A 17,552-nucleotide genomic window follows, 5' to 3' on the forward strand; every position below is an offset into this window, starting at 1 on the left:
AACATAAAGATGCAAATTCACGTTGTAAAATCAAAAATTCACCGCGTAAAAGTTACGGGGGCCGATTTAAATTATATAGGTAGTATTACTATAGATGAAGACCTAATGGACGCTGCAAATATTGTAGAGGGTGAGAAGGTGCAAATAGTCAATAATAACAATGGCGAACGCCTTGAGACCTATGCAATTCCTGGACCAAGAAATTCTGGTGAAATATGCCTAAATGGCGCGGCCGCAAGAAAAGTAGCTAAAGGAGATGTACTTATCTTAATCACCTATGCCATAATGGATATCGAGGAAGCTAAAAACTTTAAACCCGCTATATTATTTCCTAATGAGGAAAATAATTTATTAGAATAAAGCAAATGCCTCGCAAGCAATCTATAAAATACCTTAAGACGATACTCCCATTATTTTTGGGAGTATTTTTTGTTTATTTGTCTTATTTACACTCCACCCCTCAAGAACGCCAAGCTTTGTATGAGAATATTCTTGAAGCGAAAATAGGGTATGTTTTATTATCGGTAAGTTTTGGTGTGCTTTCCCACGCTTCCCGTGCCTACCGTTGGAAATTTTTAATAGAACCTTTAGGCTACAAATTGCCTTTTAAACTTAGCTTCCCGGCTGTAATGAGTGGTTACTTGGCAAATCTTGGCGTTCCTCGTTCGGGAGAAGTACTACGGGCCGCTACCGTTGCCAGCTACAAAAAAATACCTTTTGAAACCAGTCTAGGTACCATTATTTCTGAGCGAGTAGCCGATTTAATTATGCTTTTTTTAGTGGTAAGTTTTACCTTCTTTTTGCAGAGCGAGCAACTTATATTCCTTTTTAACCGATTTGAAATTAACCCTTTTATAGGTTTATTGGCTCTAGGTATTTTAATAGGTGGAGGTATCTTGTTTTTACGGATTATTAAACGAACCAAAAACAAGTGGCTAAGTAAATTACGGGATTTCGGTCAGGGTATTTTGCTAGGAATGAAAAGCATCTTAAAAATGGAAAAACGATGGTGGTTTCTTTTTCATACTGTTTTTATATGGGCTATGTATATAAGCATGTTTTTTGTAATGAAATATGCCATTTATGGTGCCGAAGATATTCCTGCCAATGTAATTATGCTAGCCTTTGTAGTGGGCAGTTTTGCCATCACGCTCTCCAACGGCGGAATAGGCATATACCCCATTGCTATAGGCAGTGCGATGTTTTTATATGGCATACCTAGAGAAACTGGCGAAGCATTCGGTTGGGTATTATGGGGCTCTCAAACGCTAGTAAATATCATTTTAGGAAGCCTTTCTTTATTTTTATTACCTATATTTCAGAATAAGGATTAAATTTTTTATCTTCCAGCAGTTAATCAACTAGAAACCGCTCATATGAAAAGGATGCATTTTATCGTTATTTTATCAATCCTTATTTCTCCATTTTTTATATCAGCGCAAGTTACCTACAAGATTATAAAATCTGAAAAATTACAGGTAGAACGCGAACTCAAAATTCAACTCCCCCGAAATTATAAAAATAATACAGACAAAAAATACCCCCTTGTGGTGGTACTTGATGGCGACTATCTTTTTGAACCAGTTGCAGGCAACATAGATTATTACAGCTATTGGGAGGATATCCCTGAGGCGATAGTGGTGGGTGTAAATCAAATAGGCAGCAGAGAAAACGATACCAAGGTAGATTTTGAAACACTCTTACCAGCCGACGAGGGCGCTCTGTTTTTTGAATTTTTAGGAATGGAATTGCTTCCGTTACTCGAAAAAAATTATAGAATTGCTCCCTTTAAAATGATTATTGGGCAAAACAGAACCGCTAATTTCATGAATTATTATCTTTTTAAAGACAAATCGATATTTGATGCCTACATTAATTTAAGTCCAGACTACCTCAAACCTGTATATAGCAATCTTGCTACCCAACTAAAAGCTATTGACCAGAAAATATGGTATTACATTGCCACGGGTAGCAATGACATTCCTGCGCTTCACGAAACAATTCTAGCCACCGACAAGCGTTTACGAACACTAGAAAACCAAAAGTTGTTTTATTATTTTGACAACATCGAGAACGCTACACATTACACCCTAGTAGGAAAAGCTATCCCCAGTGCTTTAGAACAGATATTTTCGGTATTTAGAGCTTATTCTGCAAAAGATTATGAAATACTTCTTGAAACGAATGCACTGGTTGATCATCTAATAGAGAAATATAAAACCATAGGAAATCAATATGGTTTAGCTATAAAAATCCGCGTAAGCGATTTTGTAATGATTGCCAAAGCTATTGAAGTAAATGAAAAATATGATGAATATAAAGAATTAAGCAAGTTAGCTTCAAAAGCACACGAAAAAACCATGCTGGGTGATTATTTTGAGGCTCGCTATTATGAAACAAGTGGAAAGCCAAAAAAAGCCTTACGGAAATATCAAGTCGCTTTTGGGAAAGAAGAGGTCGCTTTCATTAATAAAGACCTAATTTTAGAAAAAATAAATACCTTGAAGAAAGATTTTGGGTTGTAAACGTTACCAAAAATAATGGCTAAAATAAAAACTACCTTTTACTGCCAGAACTGCGGCACACAGCATGCAAAATGGCAAGGGCAGTGCTCATCTTGCAAACAATGGAACACCCTAGTTGAAGAGGTCATTGAAAAAAATGAGACTAAAGATTGGAAAAGTAAAGATATAACCGCCTCTCATAAACGCCTATCAAAGCCCCATTTGATTGAAGAAATTGAATACGAAAAGCAAAAAAGATTCAAAACCAACAATACTGAACTAGATCGTGTGCTTGGTGGTGGCTTGGTACCCGGCTCTTTAACCTTATTGGGCGGCGAACCAGGTATAGGGAAAAGTACTTTGTTGTTACAAGTATCGCTTCAATTACCCTATAAAACCTTATATGTTTCTGGAGAAGAAAGCTTACAACAGATAAAAATGCGCGCCCAACGAATAGGCGGTGACACCCATAATTGTTACATTCTTACAGAAACCAAAACGCAACATATTTTTAGACAAATTGAGCAATTGAGTCCCGAGATTTTAATTATTGACTCTATTCAAACATTGCAAACTGATTATATTGACAGTTCTGCTGGGAGTATTTCTCAAATTAGAGAGTGTACTGCAGAGCTTATAAAATTTGCTAAAGAAACTCATACTCCAGTGCTATTAATTGGGCACATTAACAAAGAAGGAAGTATTGCTGGCCCCAAGGTATTGGAGCACATGGTAGATACTGTTTTGCAGTTTGAAGGGGACCGAAATCACCTCTATCGCATATTGAGAGCACATAAAAATAGATTTGGCTCTACCCACGAAATAGGCATTTATGAAATGCAAGGAGAAGGCTTAAGAGAAGTTAACAACCCTTCTGAAATTCTTATTTCAAAAAAACAAGAAGATTTAAGTGGCGCCGCTATAGCGGCTACCCTTGAAGGATTACGCCCGCTTATGATCGAAATACAAGCATTGGTAAGCACTGCTGTTTATGGCACTCCTCAACGTTCAACAACAGGATATAATGCCAAACGTCTAAACATGTTACTGGCAGTTCTAGAAAAACGTGCAGGATTTAAATTAGGGGCCAAAGATGTGTTTTTAAATATCACTGGTGGCATTAATGTTGATGACACTGCAATTGACCTAGCCGTGATCGCAGCCATTTTATCTTCTAGTGAAGATATAGCTATTGCTAAAGATATTTGTTTTGCCGCCGAGGTTGGTCTTGCAGGAGAAGTTAGACCAGTTCCTAAAATCGAACAACGTATTTTAGAGGCAGAAAAACTAGGCTTTGCTAGCATAATGCTATCTGGACAGAACAAAATAAGTAAAGGAAAATACGGTATTAAAATCTTATTTGTGAATAAAGTTGAGGAAGTAATAGAGCATCTTTTTGCTTAAAAAAAAAAATGATTTAGAATTGCTTTTAAAATCCTAAATCATTTTTATTCGTTACCCCTAGCTGATTATTAATTTATAGCTAGTTTAATTTTGAACACTCAAAAGAGAATTTAATTCATCCCAGTTAGGTGCTAGTATAACCTCAATTCTTCTATTTTTAGCGCGTCCTTCTGGGGAAGTATTGCTAGCTACAGGAGCAAACTCTCCTCTTCCCGCAGCTGTTAAACGATTGGGCTTAATCTTTTTGTTGCGCTGCAATAAATGCACAATGGCGGTAGCACGTTTGGTAGATAAATCCCAATTGTCTTTTAATACACCATTTCCAGAATAAGGAACGTTGTCTGTATGGCCTTCTATAAGAACATTGATGTCGTTATTTTTAGATAATACTTCGGCCAATTGATTAACGGCTTGAATCCCTTGCTGACCCACTGTCCAACTTCCCGAAGCAAATAGCAGCTTATTCTCCATAAGCACATACACCTTACCATTCTTTTGCTCTACACTTAAACCTTTACCTTCAAAATTGGTAAGTGCTTTTGACAAACTTGTCTTTAAGGCATTAAGTTTTGCATCTTTTGCGCCAATCAATTGCTCTAGTTCATCAATACGGCCAGAGCGCTCACTTAGTTTTTGTTCTAAATCGCTTAGTCTTTGCTGCTCGGCATTTAATCGTTTTCTTTTTTCTTCTAGTTCTTGAAGTAATTCTCTGTTCCTTTTTGAATTTGCTTCTAGATTGGCTGCGCTATTTGATTCTAAAGCATCATAAGAATCCTGCAGTTCACTTAAAGCCTTGGTTCTACCCTCCAACTCATCTTTCAAATGCATTTTTTCTTGTTTCAATGCTGTTAAAGCAGATTTTTCTCCTTCAAGTGTCTCTTCTAACTTATTCTGTGCTTTATCACAATCGGCTAGTTCTGCTTCTAGCTCTTGCGCATGTAATTTAAGCTCTTTGTGTTGCTCTTCTAAATCGGCTAACTTTTTAGCCGGAACACAACTCAATAAAGCTCCAACGGCAATGGAATATGCAAATAAAAATTTCTTCATAATTATTTATCTATTTCAACCAAAACTGGACAATGATCGCTGTGTTTGGCTTCTGGTAAAATAACGGCACGCTTAATATTTTGTTGCAGTGGCTCACTCACTAGATGATAATCTAAACGCCACCCCTTATTATTAGCTCTTGCATTGGCTCTATAACTCCACCAAGAATACTCCTCTCGTTCTGGATTCAAATACCTAAACGAGTCTATCATTCCGTTATTCAAAAACTTTGATAACCACTCCCTTTCTACAGGTAAAAATCCTGATACCTTTTTTAAACGTACCGGATCGTGAATATCAATAGGCTCGTGACAAATATTGTAATCTCCAGATATTATTAAATTAGGTATCTCCTGTTTTAATTGATCCACGTAAGTGTAAAAATCATCCATGTAGCCTAATTTATGCTCTAGTCGCGCTATATTGGTACCAGAGGGAAGGTAGAGACTCATAACAGAAAAATTTTCAAAATCTACGCGTAAGTTTCTTCCTTCGGCATCCATATAATCAATACCTGTACCGTAAGCTACGTTTAAGGGCTTCTTTTTACTAATGATTCCTACCCCACTATACCCCTTTTTTTGAGCCGGGTACCAATAACAATATTCATAACCCAATTCTTTAAAAACAGTATCATCAAATTGATCTGCCGTGGCTTTTATTTCTTGAAAACAAACCACATCTGCTTGTGTGTTGGCAAGCCAATCGGTTAAATTTTTACGCAAAGCGGCGCGTATACCATTTACATTGTAAGAAAGTAGTACCATTCCTATAGTTTTTACAAAAATAGAAATACCCGCCAGCTAATCAAATTTATTAGGTTCATCTTACTAATTTTGCCGTAGTATTTTTTTTATGGCTATTGTAATAATTGAATGCTAAACTGAGTTTTATATACAGATGAAATCACGGCTTACCTTTCTCTTTCTTTTTCTTTCTTTTTTGACTAGAGGTCAGGTTGAGAATGGTATACAGTTAAAAAAACTCAAATTACAAGATAGCATACAGATAGATAGCGTAAGTATAAACCCCTATAAGTTTCAAGTGCTAGATGAGCAACAGCAAGCTATTGACACTTCACTATACCGGGTTGACTTTCGCTTGGCGCGGATTTATTTCTCGCCTATTTACCAAAGAAACAATGACAGCATTTATATCAGTTATAAAAAATACCCCGATTTTTTAACGAGAAAGTACCAGCAATTTGATCCTGCCATTATTGTCAATTCAAATCCTAAAAATGCCGTACCCTATAGTTTAGAAAGTACGTCTGATCCTAAAAATTATAATCCTTTCGAAGGCTTATCGACCACTGGAAGTATTTCTCGAGGGATTACGGTAGGCACCAATCAAAGCGCGGTACTAAATTCTGAACTTGATTTACAAATAGTTGGAGAAATTGCTCCCGGAGTGAGTCTAAGGGCTTCACTACAAGATGCTAATATTCCGCTACAGCAGCAGGGTTATGCTCAAACCTTAGGTGAATTTGACCAAATTTTTATTGAGCTAGAAAGTAAAAATTGGAAGGTAAGGGCCGGTGATGTAGATTTGGTAGAAAGCCAGAGCTTTTTTGCCGCTTATCGAAAAAAGGTACAAGGCATAAACCTTCAAGCCAATTTGAGTTCGCGTGACGATTACCAAATTAGAACGCATGCTTCGGCTGCTCTTGTGCAAGGGGTATATACCCAAAATGAATTTATTGCTCAGGAAGGTAACCAAGGACCGTACAAATTAACTGGGCCCAATAACGAAGTATTTGTTTTAATCATATCGGGAAGCGAACGCGTATTTGTAAATGGCAATCTCCTTTCACGTGGAGAAAATGAAGATTATATTATTGATTATACCGCTGCAGAAATAATTTTTAATCCCACTTTCCCTATCACTTCAGAAATGAGAATTCGTGTGGAGTTTCAATATACCGAGCAAAATTACAGCCGTATTATAGCTACTGCTGGCGGTGATTTTCAAGATGAAAAATGGCAAATAAGCGGATTTGTGTACCACGAAACCGATTTAAAAAACCAGCCCCTTCAACAGAACCTTAATCAAGAGCAGGTAGATCAATTAGCGCAAGCAGGCGATAATCAAGAAAATATGTTTATCGCTAGTGCCCAAGAAAGTAACTTTTCTGAGAACAAAGTGCTTTACACCAAAACCCAAGTAAATGGTCAAGAAGTTTTTGTGTATTCTAATGATCCAGAAGAAGAATTATTTCAAGTTAAGTTCACATCTGTAGGTCCTAACCAAGGCGATTACATTCTCGCAAGTAATTCGGCTATAAGCAAAATTTACACGTATGTGGCTCCAGTAAATGGTATAAAACAAGGTAACTACGCACCCATAATACGCCTATACGCGCCCGAAAGGCTACAGTTAGCCATGACAAAAGCACAATACAGCGATAAAAAAACAGCCATGAATGTTGAAATTGCGGCCAGTAAGAAAGACTTAAATTTATTTTCTGCACAAGACGATCAAGATAACGCCGGTCTGGCTTTAAAAGCAGAAGGCAAGCAACTGCTTAAAACATTTGCAAATAAAGCGCAGTTTTTTATACAACAAGATCTTACTTATATTGAAAACAGCTTCTCTCCTATTGAGCGTATTTATGCCATTGAATTTGATAGAGATTGGAATTTAGAAAATCAAAAAGGAAACCAAATTTTTAATCGCAGCGGATTTAAGTACATTGACTCCACTTCTCACGAAACAGAATATTGGTTTGAACATCTTAATTACAAGAATAACTACTCGGGTAACCGCCATGTTTTTTCTACGCAAAATCGATTTAATCGCTTTAAAATAACAGGAAATGCTAGCTATTTAAACAGTCAATCTCAATATGAGAAAACCAAGTTTTTAAAAGCTTATTTAGATTTAAATTTACAAATTAACAAATGGTATACTGGTACTCGAATAGCCACAGAACACTTGAAAGAGCAAAATAAAATAAGTGATGAGTTAGCCTTAAACTCTCAGGCTTTTCGAAGCAGTACGGTTTATGTTGGAGTTGGAGACAGTACAGGTGTTTTTACTGAAATTGGTTTTAAACTACGAACTAATGACAGCATTAGAAATAACCGTTTAAGCCATGTAAATACCGCTTATAATTATTACTTAAAGGGTAATGTGTTAAAACAAGAAAACAGTCAACTAAGCTTTTTTGCCAATTACAGAAAATTAAAATATACCAATAGCATTCCGGCTGAAAATTCTTTGAATGCCCAAATAAGGTACAGACAAAATTTTGCTAACCGTTTTATACAAAGCAACACGCTTTACCAAACCAACAGCGGGACCTTAGCGCAGCAGGAATTTACTTATGTAGAAGTTAATCCGGGAGAAGGGCAATTTATTTGGATTGACTACAATCAAAATGGCACCCAAGAATTAGATGAGTTTGAAATAAGCCCTTTTCCTAACGAAGGGAAGTACGTCCGGGTTTTATTACCAAACCAAATCTTTATTAAAACCAATCAAAATAAAATTAGTCAAGTATTAACTCTGGATGGCTCCCGAATAAATCAGCAGGAAAAAGTAGCCTTTTGGCATCACTTTTATAATCAAACCAGTTATTTACTAGAGCGCAAAATTCGACGAGCGTCTGGCAAGTTTAACCTAAATCCGTTTCAACAAGATCATGAAGAATTAGGAGCCAATATCAACTTTAGAAACAGTCTTTTTTATAATCGGGGTAAGCAAAAGCACTCTACCACCTACACTTATTTAGACGCCAAAAACAAAAATTTCTTAATAACGGGAGTTCAAGAAAGCAAAATTAGAAGTCACCAAATAAATTATCTGCACCGAATTGCCTCGGTTTGGTTGTTGGGCTTTGAGCAGCAGCTTTCAAAAAATGAAAATAGCTATCAAAATTTCCCTTCACGTGATTTCAACATCAATAGCCTACGTATTTTCCCCAAAGTGACCTATCTTTTAGATCAAAATAAACGATTTGAACTGTTTTACGAGCTAGACAAACAAGAAAACGTCATTAATAATCTAGAAACACTACAAAAACAGCGATTAGGCTTATCTTTGCAATGGGCAAAAGGTCAGATCTATAGTTTTTCGACAGAATTCAATTATATCTATAATGCCTTTAAAGGCGATGCTTTTAGCCCCGTTGGGTATCAAATGTTATCTGGTTTACAACCTAAAACCAATTATACTTGGAAACTACTCGCGCAAAAAAAAATCACCAATTACCTTGATTTAAATTTAAACTATCAAGGAAGAAAGAGTCCTAACAATGCAGCCATTCATACAGGAAACGTACAGCTAAGGGCTTATTTTTAAATTAACTTTACGGATTCAATCTCGTTAAAATTTATCTTTTTAAAAGAGCAAAATAAGGAAAATTAAATCCGTAAAGCATAAGCATACAATAATCAATGGGTAAAAAAATTAGTTTAGAAAAACATATTGTTCCAGCTTTGACCAATTCGTATAGAATTCAAGAATACGCGGCAGAAGCATTTGAATATCTTTATAGCCGAAGTGCCGCGAAAAAAGCAATAAAGAAAGGCCTAATTCATATCAATGGTAAGGTAGCGAGCACCGCCGATTTTATCGAAGAGGGAATGATGTTAGAGCTATATAAAGAATTTGAAGAATCAAAAAAAATATTTAAGTTAGATTTTCAAGTACCTTTTGAAGATGATTACCTTGCCGTAATTCAAAAGCCTGCGGGTTATCCTACCAATGGCAATTATTTTAAAACCATTGAGAATGCTTTGCCTCATAACTTGGTTAAATCGCAGCAAAAAGATGCACTCCCTTGGCCGCAACCCGTTCATCGTCTAGACAACCCTACAAGCGGATTGCTACTAGTAGCAAAAACCAAAAAAGCACAACAGCTGCTTTCTGTAGCATTTGAACGAAAACAAATTTCAAAAACTTATCAAGCCATTGTTACTGGCCAATATTATAAGGGCCTTTGCTCCTTTGATGCAATAGAATCTAAATCGGCTCGAACAGAAATTTTAAGAAAACAAATACTCCAAAAAAATGAACAGATCTACAGTCTTTTACAATTAAACCCTATTACAGGTAGAACTCATCAATTAAGAATACATCTTTCTAGACAAAACTTCCCTATACTTGGCGATAAAACTTATGGATGTCAACAAGATAATCATAAAAACGGATTGATGTTATGTTCATTCGGATTAAGATTTACGCACCCTATTACAGATAATAAATTAAATATTGAAGGGGTTTTGCCTAAACGATTTCGCCAATTCATAAATAGATGTAACGTGCCAAATTAATCTCAAAAGCTAAGCTTAACATAATTTTAGCGCTAGATCTGTTAAATAATTCGTTATTTTTGTATTAACCTATATTAACTTTTCTCTATGCTAAAGCAGCAATTAAATTTAAAATTATCTCAAAAGCTATCTCCACAACAGATTCAGCTTATGAAATTGATTCAACTTCCTACTCAAGCTTTTGAGCAAAGGGTAAAACAGGAATTAGAAGACAATCCTGCTTTAGATAGTGGAAAAGAGGACCAGGATAGTTTTGATGATGAATTTAAAAATGAAGAAGTAGAAAGCGATTCAGAAATTATAGAAACAGAATCGGAAATTGATGTAGATGAATATTTGAGTGATGATGAAATTCCAGATTATCGTACTCAAGCCAACAACTATAGTAAGGATGATGATGAGAAAACCATCCCTTATGCCTCTGGGGTATCTTTTTCGCAGTATCTTAAAACTCAATTGCAAAGCTTTAGATTGAGTGAAGAAGAAAAGCAAATCGCAGAATTTTTGGTAGGCAGTGTAGATGAAAGCGGCTACATTAGACGGGAGACAATCGAGATTGTAGACGATTTAGCTTTTACTCAAAATATTTATACCGATGAACAAACAGTTGAAAAAATCTTTCAGATAGTACATAAACTAGATCCTGCTGGCGTAGGAGCACGTAGCTTACAAGAAAGTTTATTAATACAATTAAAAAGAAAAACCCCAACCCAAAGTACTGCTTTATCTATAGCAATAATTGAGGAGGCTTTTGAGCAATTTAGCAAAAGACATTACCAGAAACTTCTGTCTAAGTTTTCAATTAGTGAAGATGAGTTAAGGGATGTTATTGATGAAGTTTCTCATTTGAACCCTAAACCGGGCGGCTCCTATGCTGGGAATAATCGAATTGTAGAACACGTTGTACCCGATTTTACAATCAAAATCAAAGATGGTGAGTTACAACTTAGCTTAAACGGCAGGAACGCACCCACCATGCACGTGTCTAGAGAGTATAGTAATATGCTTAAGGGCTATAAGGAAACCGACAAAAAAACAAAAAAGCAGAAAGATGCGGTCATGTTTATTAAACAAAAATTAGATGCCGCAAAATGGTTTATTGAGGCTATTAGGCAACGTCAAGAAACGCTATTTGTAACGATGAATGCTATTATGCATCACCAGTACGAATATTTTATGACTGGAGACGAGAGAGACTTAAAACCAATGATTTTAAAAGACATTGCCGATAAGATTGGCATGGATGTTTCTACTGTTAGTCGGGTGGCAAATTCAAAATATGTTGACACGCCCTACGGCACAAAATTGATTAAAGAATTCTTTTCTGAATCTATGACAAATTCAGAAGGTGAAGAAGTTTCTACGCTAGAGATAAAAAAGATTCTACAAATTACCATTGAAAAAGAAGACAAGAAAAAGCCTTTAACCGATGAGAAATTAGCCAAAATATTAAAAGATAAAGGCTATCCTATTGCTAGAAGAACCGTAGCAAAATACAGAGAACAATTAGATATTCCTGTCGCACGATTACGCAAAGAAATTTAATCTTGAAGTTCTTTTTTAAATTTATAAGTGCTCTTTTTCATCCTTTATGGTTACCCTTTTTAGGTAGTGCAATTTATTTTTTGGTGACTCCCAGGTTTTTACCTGAAGCTATTATAAAGGCTAAACTGCTAGGTATTTCGGTATTGAGTATTTTTATTCCCATTTGTATTTTTTTTCTGCTCAAAAACCTTAAAATAATCAGTAGCGTTCACTTAAAAACCTACACAGAACGAAAAATACCTTTGATGCTATACATACTTATATTTATGAGCATCAAAAATTTTGTTTTAGGAGATATTTCCCAAACCGAATTATATTTTTACTTCTCAAATTGGATATACGCTGGTTTTATAGCTCTATGCCTATGCTATCTTAAAATAAAAGCGAGCTTACACTTAATGGCAAGTAGCTTGCTGGTAGGATTCATTATAAGCATTTCTTTTTTATACCAGACATCGTTTTACTGGCTTATCGGTATTTGTATTGCTCTAACAGGGTTAGTCGCTACAGCTAGGCTTTATCTAAAAGCGCACACCGTAAACGAATTACTTTGGGGCGTTTTAGCGGGTTTAGCTCCTTATTCACTTTTATTCGTTTATACATAATTAAAGAATATAAAAAGTAAGTCCCACTTTAATCGGATTCAATCCAACGGGAGCATTCGTGTCTTGCAAAGTACCATCAAACAGACTATTCAAACTATAATAAACCGTAAAATTAAAAGTATTATATCCAAATGTAAACGTTAGGCCATATCGTAATCGTTCGAGCTCATCTAGGTTATATTGTGCCAAACGAATGTCTTCATACTCACTCTTTATTTTAGAATAATGAATATAACCGACCCGTAAACCACCATATATTCTCCAAAATTTGTAGCTCGTAGGAGTCGAAGTGCGCCATCTGAATTCTAAGGGCATTTCTATAAGGTATAAACTAAGTCTATTGCTTTTATAACGCTCTAATTTGGTATAAACAGGATTGGGTTGGGTTTCATCAATCAACAAATTAAATCCGTAAGAATTCGCCGACCAGCCCAAGCCCACACCCAAAGCGATATTTCTTCGTTTATTGATAGGCATATCGCGAATAAACCCAAAGTTTAACCCGCCAGAGAAGCCAGACTGCCTAATCCCTTTAGGTCTGTTTAATAAAAGGTTAAAACCAAGACCCGCATAAAACTGATCTTCTCGGTAAAGACTATCTATGCTAGTAGTATCGATAACGGCCTCAACTTCCTGGCCCGTTGAAGATAAAATAGAACCAAGAAAAACTAACAATAAAACAAGGTATGTCTTCATAGACCCAATTTAATTAAAAAAGACCGCTTTTTAAAATAAAGCGGTCTTTTAAAATGATTAAAATAACAACAACAATTATTGCATGTTTTTTATAGCTTCACCATTCTTGGTGGTGTAATTTACGCGATAAGCCTCTGCTTTTCTCAACTCATACTTAATATCTGATACCAGCCCCATTCCTGTTTCTGCATCTATCTTTAGAGAGGTTGTTAATAAACCTTGTAGCTCTTCACGTTTAGACTCACGCTCCTCGATAATAAATTGCTGTATATCGTTTACATCAGCAAATTTATCATTCAATTGTATACGCGCTTCTTTACCAAATTGTTTCTGGTAACGCTCACTAGGTTTACCAGCATAAATATACATTACCAAATCTTTCTTTTCTAGTTTCTCAGTTTGGTCAGCAAACGGCAGTCTATTTTCTACCATAAGTGTATTTTGACGCATAACTGTTGCCACCATAAAGAAGAAAAGCAACATAAAAACAATATCAGGCAAAGATGCTGTAGATATCGCTGGTAAATCTCCGCTCTTTTTCTTTTTAAATTTAGACATAATTTAATTTTTAGGTCTTTTATTCTCTTTCTTTAGGCTCTGCTTCAGATAAGTTTAAAGGAAACATTTCACGTATTTGCTTAATCTGTTCTTCTAACTTTTCTTTATTTCCCCTATATTGAGAATCATTGAAATCTTTTTCCATCTGGATAAAAGACTTACCAAACAAACGATTGGCTTCTCGGTTTCTCAAATAGTTAAAAGCTGCAACGAGCTCATTTTGCACGGCGATATAAGCGCCATATTCAGTCTCTCTATCGTTCTGCAAAGAGATCACCGCTTTAAGCGGATTGTCTGATGATGCTGGGTCTTTTGCTCCTTGGCAATAATTACAATCGCCTCCACCATTATCTAAAAAGTCTATTGCCGCCTGTCTTAAATCTTTAAGTTCCATACGCTCATCTTCGACAAGCAATTCCTCATTTTGATTTATTAACACGATAAAGATGTTTTTCTCTTTACGAGGTGGCGGATCTTCAGGCTGTTCTTCTATAGGTGGCAATTTACTATTGATACCAGTATCTGTTTCGATGGTTGTAGTTACCAAGAAAAAGATAAGCAGCAAGAAGGCAATATCTGCCATTGATCCTGCATTCACTTCTGGTGCACTTCTTTTTGCCATAAGGTTTAGATTACTTGATTAATTTTTTGATTCCTGAATAGATCATTGCTCCAATAGCAATGGCTGCTAAAATGTAAAAGGTTCTCAATCCTGCACCAATCCATTGCGATTGGTTGGCTGATAACATTTCACCATTTTTCATTTGGGTAGCGGTTCCTTCAGATAAAAAGTAAGCAATAAGTACCACAACGGCAAATGAGCCAATAGCAATCAACGTACTTTTAACATTTCCAGTAAATAGGTCTTTTAAAACAAAGACCAGCACCAATAACAAAATGATACCAAAAACAGCATAGGCAATGGTCATCAATGGTTGCACAAGAGACTCATCTCCTGTTGAGAACAACCATATCCCCATTACTAATGCAATAGCACCTAGTATTAGTGATACAATTTTTAATATTTTATGTATAATCATTACAATTGATTTATAAGGTTATTACTTTCTTCTCTTGTAATCTACAAGGATATCGATTAATGTGATTGACGCATCTTCCATATCATTAACAATGCTATCAATTTTTGCGATAATGTAGTTATAAAAAATCTGAAGAATAATAGCCACAATAAGTCCAAATACAGTAGTCAATAAGGCCACTTTAATACCTCCTGCTACTAAAGACGGTTGCATATCTCCAGCTGCCTCAATTTTATCAAAAGCTTGAATCATACCAATTACAGTACCCATAAATCCTAACATCGGTGCCAATGCGATAAATAAAGAAACCCAAGATACGTTTTTCTCTAATTGTCCCATTTGTACTCCTCCATAAGCTACAACGGCTTTCTCTGCTGCATCTGTACTTTCATCTGCACGATCTAAACCTTGGTAATAGATAGAAGCTACAGGACCTTTTGTGTTTCTACAAACTTCTTTAGCTGCTTCGATACCTCCACTATTTAAAGCATCTTCAACATTTTGAGCTAATTTCTTTGAGTTTGTGGTTGAAAGATTTAAGTAAATAATTCTTTCAATAGCTATGGCTAAACCTAAAATCAAACATAATAGAACGATACCCATAAACCCGGCACCACCTTCTATAAATCGTTTCTTAAGCTCTTGATGAAAACCTAAAGACTCTTTTTCTTCGGTCGCACCAGCATTTGCGCCATCATCTTCTTGAACAATCGTTACATTTGCTGTAAAAGCATTTACATTGCTTGTCGCGTTTGCAGTTAAACCTCCAAATACCATAATGGCTGCGATGACAAGGATTGAGAATAATCTTTTCATTACTTGTTGTCTTAATTAATTATTATTAAAGTTTAAAGATATAAATTATTTTTTAAAAAAAAGCAGAGAGGAAGGGATTCGAACCCTCGATACGCTTTTGACGTATACACACTTTCCAGGCGTGCGCCTTCGACCACTCGGCCACCTCTCTTCACACTCTTCATTAAAGGTCAGCAAATAACAAAAAAAAATTAAGCCAAAAAAGAAACTTAACAAATTTTACATCATTTCACCTCGAATAGCGGTTTCAAAAATAGTTTTGAATACGGTAGGAGACAGATTTTTACCCAACAAATACATGGCCTTTGCAACGGCTGCTTCTGTAGTAATATCTTTTCCTGAAATAACACCTATCTTTTCTAATCGGGTGCTTGTCGCATACAATCCCATATTTACCGAACCCCCGATACATTGAGTTACATTGATAATTTTTAACCCTCTAGCAATATGGTCGCTTAGTAACCTTATAAACCAATCTTCGCTAAAAGCATTACCTGCCCCATAGGTTTCTAAAATAACGGCTTTTATATGTGGAGCATCCAACAAATAAGCTAGCGTCTTTGGATGCAAACCTGGAAAAATTTTAATCACTAGCACATTTTCATCAAGCTCTTTATGCACTATAAGATCTTTTTTATAGTTAGCTTGTTTTAATTTAGGTTTATTAATGGTAAGATTAACGCCAGATTCAGCTAAAGCTGGATAGTTTAGAGACGCAAAAGCTTGAAAATGCTCGGCATTTATTTTAGTGGTTCTATTTGCTCTATATAGTTTGTATTCAAAATAAAGTCCAACTTCTGTAATCACACTTTTATTAGCCTTCCTTAACCCAGCTAATTGTATTGAGGTAATCAAATTTTCTTTGGCATCAGTTCGCAAATCTCCTATGGGTAATTGAGAACCTGTAAAGATTATAGGCTTATTTAGATTTTCTAACATAAAGCTAAGTGCCGATGCCGTATAAGACATTGTATCACTACCGTGCAGTACTACAAACCCATCGAACTTGGTGTAAGCTCCCTCTATGATCTCAGCTAATTTACGGTAATACCCAACATTCATATCTGACGAATCAATCGGATTTTCAAAACTATAGGTTTCTATTTGATGTTCTAAAAGTTTTAGCTCTGGAATATTGGCCAGCAGATCGTCAAAATTAAAAGCTTTAAGCGCCCCGGTTTCAAAATCTTTAATCATCCCGATGGTACCGCCCGTATAAATTAGAAGTATTTTAGCTGAATTCTGATACATTACTTATATTTTTTAAAAACAGACAAAGCGTTCTGGGTAGTTTTTTCTGCCACTTTCTCTAAGCTAATATTGTAAATATCGGCCAATTTTTGAGCAATATAAACTAAATAACTACTTTCATTTCGCTTTCCGCGGAATGGTTTTGGGCTTAGGTAGGGTGAATCGGTTTCTAAAACTATATGATCGATAGATATTTCTTTTATAAATTGATCAATTTTTCCATTTTTAAAAGTAAGTACTCCGCCTATGCCAAGCTTCATATTGTAAGAAATCGCAAGTTTCGCCTGCTCTAAAGTCCCTGTAAAGCAATGAAAAATTCCGTAAAGATCTTCAGATTTTTCTTCTTCTAACACCTCAAAAACCTCATCAAAAGCTTCTCGACAATGAATGACAATAGGTAACTTTTTTTCTTTAGCCCATTGTATTTGAGTACGAAAACATTCTTGTTGCAAACTACAAGTTGACTTATCCCAATATAAATCTACTCCTATCTCACCTATGGCACAAAAATCACGCTTTTCAAGTTGATTTTTCACATGTGCCAATTCAGCTTTATAAGATTCCGGTTTAACCGAGGTGGGGTGCAAGCCTGTCATTAAGTGCATCTCATTGGGATACCGCTTCTCAAGCTCATACATTGCTTGGGTAGTTTCAGAATCTATAGCCGGCAAATAAAAAGAATTCACTCCGGCATCTAAAGCACGACGTATCACTTGATCCTGATCTTCATTAAAGGCCTCACTGTATAAGTGCGTATGAGAATCTACAAATTGCATGAATGTTTTTTTTAGGTAATTTGATGTTGCAAAA

General features: G+C 35.7%; 16 protein-coding genes and 1 tRNA gene. 7 read left to right on the top strand and 10 right to left on the bottom strand.

Features of this window, described 5'->3' with window-relative positions:
- Positions 1-9 precede the first annotated feature (9 nt).
- Genes panD through radA form a run of 4 tightly spaced genes read left to right on the top strand, consistent with a single transcriptional unit; the run spans position 10 to position 3,908 of the window.
- The gene (gene panD / locus ACH2AZ_RS07930) at positions 10-360 is read left to right on the top strand and encodes an aspartate 1-decarboxylase (RefSeq protein ID WP_147862216.1); all 351 of its coding nucleotides are present in this window, start codon (positions 10-12) and stop codon (positions 358-360) included.
- Positions 361-365: 5 nt separating this feature from the next.
- Complete coding sequence (locus ACH2AZ_RS07935; RefSeq protein WP_394907401.1) at positions 366-1,334, top strand: YbhN family protein; 969 nt, start codon at positions 366-368, stop codon at positions 1,332-1,334.
- A gap of 42 nt (positions 1,335-1,376) precedes the next feature.
- Positions 1,377-2,525, top strand: coding sequence for an alpha/beta hydrolase (locus ACH2AZ_RS07940; protein WP_394907402.1), 1,149 nt, complete (start codon positions 1,377-1,379; stop codon positions 2,523-2,525).
- A 15-nt stretch (positions 2,526-2,540) separates the two neighbouring features.
- Positions 2,541-3,908, top strand: coding sequence for a DNA repair protein RadA (gene radA, locus ACH2AZ_RS07945; protein ID WP_394907403.1), 1,368 nt, complete (start codon positions 2,541-2,543; stop codon positions 3,906-3,908).
- A gap of 84 nt (positions 3,909-3,992) precedes the next feature.
- On the opposite strand, the gene ACH2AZ_RS07950 is transcribed toward radA, so the two are convergent.
- Together ACH2AZ_RS07950 and ACH2AZ_RS07955 are read right to left on the bottom strand one after the other, a co-directional pair.
- Positions 3,993-4,955: an OmpA family protein gene (locus ACH2AZ_RS07950; RefSeq protein ID WP_394907404.1), complete on the bottom strand. Its 963-nt coding sequence runs from the start codon at positions 4,953-4,955 to the stop codon at positions 3,993-3,995.
- A gap of 2 nt (positions 4,956-4,957) precedes the next feature.
- The gene (locus ACH2AZ_RS07955) at positions 4,958-5,722 is read right to left on the bottom strand and encodes an exodeoxyribonuclease III (RefSeq protein WP_394907405.1); all 765 of its coding nucleotides are present in this window, start codon (positions 5,720-5,722) and stop codon (positions 4,958-4,960) included.
- A 133-nt stretch (positions 5,723-5,855) separates the two neighbouring features.
- Between ACH2AZ_RS07955 and ACH2AZ_RS07960 the strand changes: the two genes are divergently transcribed.
- The 3 genes from ACH2AZ_RS07960 (at position 5,856) to rpoN (ending at position 11,776) form a co-directional block, all read left to right on the top strand.
- On the top strand, positions 5,856-9,257 hold the full coding sequence (locus tag ACH2AZ_RS07960; RefSeq protein WP_394907406.1) for a hypothetical protein: 3,402 nt from the start codon (positions 5,856-5,858) through the stop codon (positions 9,255-9,257).
- Between the two features lie 95 nt (positions 9,258-9,352).
- On the top strand, positions 9,353-10,231 hold the full coding sequence (locus ACH2AZ_RS07965) for a pseudouridine synthase (RefSeq protein ID WP_394907407.1): 879 nt from the start codon (positions 9,353-9,355) through the stop codon (positions 10,229-10,231).
- Positions 10,232-10,318: 87 nt separating this feature from the next.
- On the top strand, positions 10,319-11,776 hold the full coding sequence (gene rpoN, locus ACH2AZ_RS07970) for an RNA polymerase factor sigma-54 (protein ID WP_379047744.1): 1,458 nt from the start codon (positions 10,319-10,321) through the stop codon (positions 11,774-11,776).
- Between the two features lie 605 nt (positions 11,777-12,381).
- Here the strand turns inward: rpoN and ACH2AZ_RS07975 are convergent.
- From ACH2AZ_RS07975 to ACH2AZ_RS08010, 8 genes are all read right to left on the bottom strand, one after another.
- Positions 12,382-13,077: a porin family protein gene (locus tag ACH2AZ_RS07975; protein ID WP_394907408.1), complete on the bottom strand. Its 696-nt coding sequence runs from the start codon at positions 13,075-13,077 to the stop codon at positions 12,382-12,384.
- Positions 13,078-13,152: 75 nt separating this feature from the next.
- A complete protein-coding gene (locus tag ACH2AZ_RS07980) occupies positions 13,153-13,635 on the bottom strand; it encodes an ExbD/TolR family protein (RefSeq protein WP_379047738.1) in 483 nt (160 codons plus the stop codon).
- A gap of 19 nt (positions 13,636-13,654) precedes the next feature.
- Positions 13,655-14,257: an ExbD/TolR family protein gene (locus ACH2AZ_RS07985; protein WP_379047735.1), complete on the bottom strand. Its 603-nt coding sequence runs from the start codon at positions 14,255-14,257 to the stop codon at positions 13,655-13,657.
- Positions 14,258-14,267: 10 nt separating this feature from the next.
- Positions 14,268-14,675, bottom strand: a complete 408-nt coding sequence (locus ACH2AZ_RS07990; protein ID WP_394907409.1) for a hypothetical protein — start codon at positions 14,673-14,675, stop codon at positions 14,268-14,270.
- A gap of 21 nt (positions 14,676-14,696) precedes the next feature.
- Complete coding sequence (locus ACH2AZ_RS07995) at positions 14,697-15,491, bottom strand: MotA/TolQ/ExbB proton channel family protein (RefSeq protein WP_147862205.1); 795 nt, start codon at positions 15,489-15,491, stop codon at positions 14,697-14,699.
- 63 nt (positions 15,492-15,554) lie between these two features.
- A tRNA-Ser gene (locus ACH2AZ_RS08000) sits at positions 15,555-15,642 on the bottom strand.
- 68 nt (positions 15,643-15,710) lie between these two features.
- Positions 15,711-16,742 carry an asparaginase gene (locus tag ACH2AZ_RS08005; RefSeq protein ID WP_147862204.1) on the bottom strand — a complete coding sequence of 344 codons (1,032 nt, stop codon included), beginning with the start codon at positions 16,740-16,742 and terminating at the stop codon, positions 15,711-15,713.
- The gene (locus tag ACH2AZ_RS08010; RefSeq protein WP_394907410.1) at positions 16,742-17,518 is read right to left on the bottom strand and encodes a TatD family hydrolase; all 777 of its coding nucleotides are present in this window, start codon (positions 17,516-17,518) and stop codon (positions 16,742-16,744) included. The genes ACH2AZ_RS08005 and ACH2AZ_RS08010 overlap by 1 nt, the downstream gene beginning before the upstream one ends.
- Positions 17,519-17,552: the final 34 nt, after the last annotated feature.

It is taken from the genome of uncultured Mesonia sp. (genome assembly GCA_947499595.1).
GTDB classification, from domain to species: domain Bacteria; phylum Bacteroidota; class Bacteroidia; order Flavobacteriales; family Flavobacteriaceae; genus Mesonia; species Mesonia sediminis.

What these genes read in the sequence shown, in the direction of transcription:
- rpoN (WP_379047744.1), top strand. Translation starts at nt 10,319, where the DNA reads ATGCTAAAGCAGCAATTAAATTTAAAATTATCTCAAAAGCTATCTCCA.
- ACH2AZ_RS07995 (WP_147862205.1), bottom strand. Translation starts at nt 15,491, where the DNA reads ATGAAAAGATTATTCTCAATCCTTGTCATCGCAGCCATTATGGTATTT.
- ACH2AZ_RS07985 (WP_379047735.1), bottom strand. Translation starts at nt 14,257, where the DNA reads ATGGCAAAAAGAAGTGCACCAGAAGTGAATGCAGGATCAATGGCAGAT.
- ACH2AZ_RS07990 (WP_394907409.1), bottom strand. Translation starts at nt 14,675, where the DNA reads ATGATTATACATAAAATATTAAAAATTGTATCACTAATACTAGGTGCT.
- panD (WP_147862216.1), top strand. Translation starts at nt 10, where the DNA reads ATGCAAATTCACGTTGTAAAATCAAAAATTCACCGCGTAAAAGTTACG.
- ACH2AZ_RS07980 (WP_379047738.1), bottom strand. Translation starts at nt 13,635, where the DNA reads ATGTCTAAATTTAAAAAGAAAAAGAGCGGAGATTTACCAGCGATATCT.
- ACH2AZ_RS07950 (WP_394907404.1), bottom strand. Translation starts at nt 4,955, where the DNA reads ATGAAGAAATTTTTATTTGCATATTCCATTGCCGTTGGAGCTTTATTG.
- ACH2AZ_RS08005 (WP_147862204.1), bottom strand. Translation starts at nt 16,742, where the DNA reads ATGTATCAGAATTCAGCTAAAATACTTCTAATTTATACGGGCGGTACC.
- ACH2AZ_RS07965 (WP_394907407.1), top strand. Translation starts at nt 9,353, where the DNA reads ATGGGTAAAAAAATTAGTTTAGAAAAACATATTGTTCCAGCTTTGACC.
- ACH2AZ_RS07940 (WP_394907402.1), top strand. Translation starts at nt 1,377, where the DNA reads ATGAAAAGGATGCATTTTATCGTTATTTTATCAATCCTTATTTCTCCA.
- ACH2AZ_RS08010 (WP_394907410.1), bottom strand. Translation starts at nt 17,518, where the DNA reads ATGCAATTTGTAGATTCTCATACGCACTTATACAGTGAGGCCTTTAAT.
- ACH2AZ_RS07960 (WP_394907406.1), top strand. Translation starts at nt 5,856, where the DNA reads ATGAAATCACGGCTTACCTTTCTCTTTCTTTTTCTTTCTTTTTTGACT.
- radA (WP_394907403.1), top strand. Translation starts at nt 2,541, where the DNA reads ATGGCTAAAATAAAAACTACCTTTTACTGCCAGAACTGCGGCACACAG.
- ACH2AZ_RS07975 (WP_394907408.1), bottom strand. Translation starts at nt 13,077, where the DNA reads ATGAAGACATACCTTGTTTTATTGTTAGTTTTTCTTGGTTCTATTTTA.
- ACH2AZ_RS07935 (WP_394907401.1), top strand. Translation starts at nt 366, where the DNA reads ATGCCTCGCAAGCAATCTATAAAATACCTTAAGACGATACTCCCATTA.
- ACH2AZ_RS07955 (WP_394907405.1), bottom strand. Translation starts at nt 5,722, where the DNA reads ATGGTACTACTTTCTTACAATGTAAATGGTATACGCGCCGCTTTGCGT.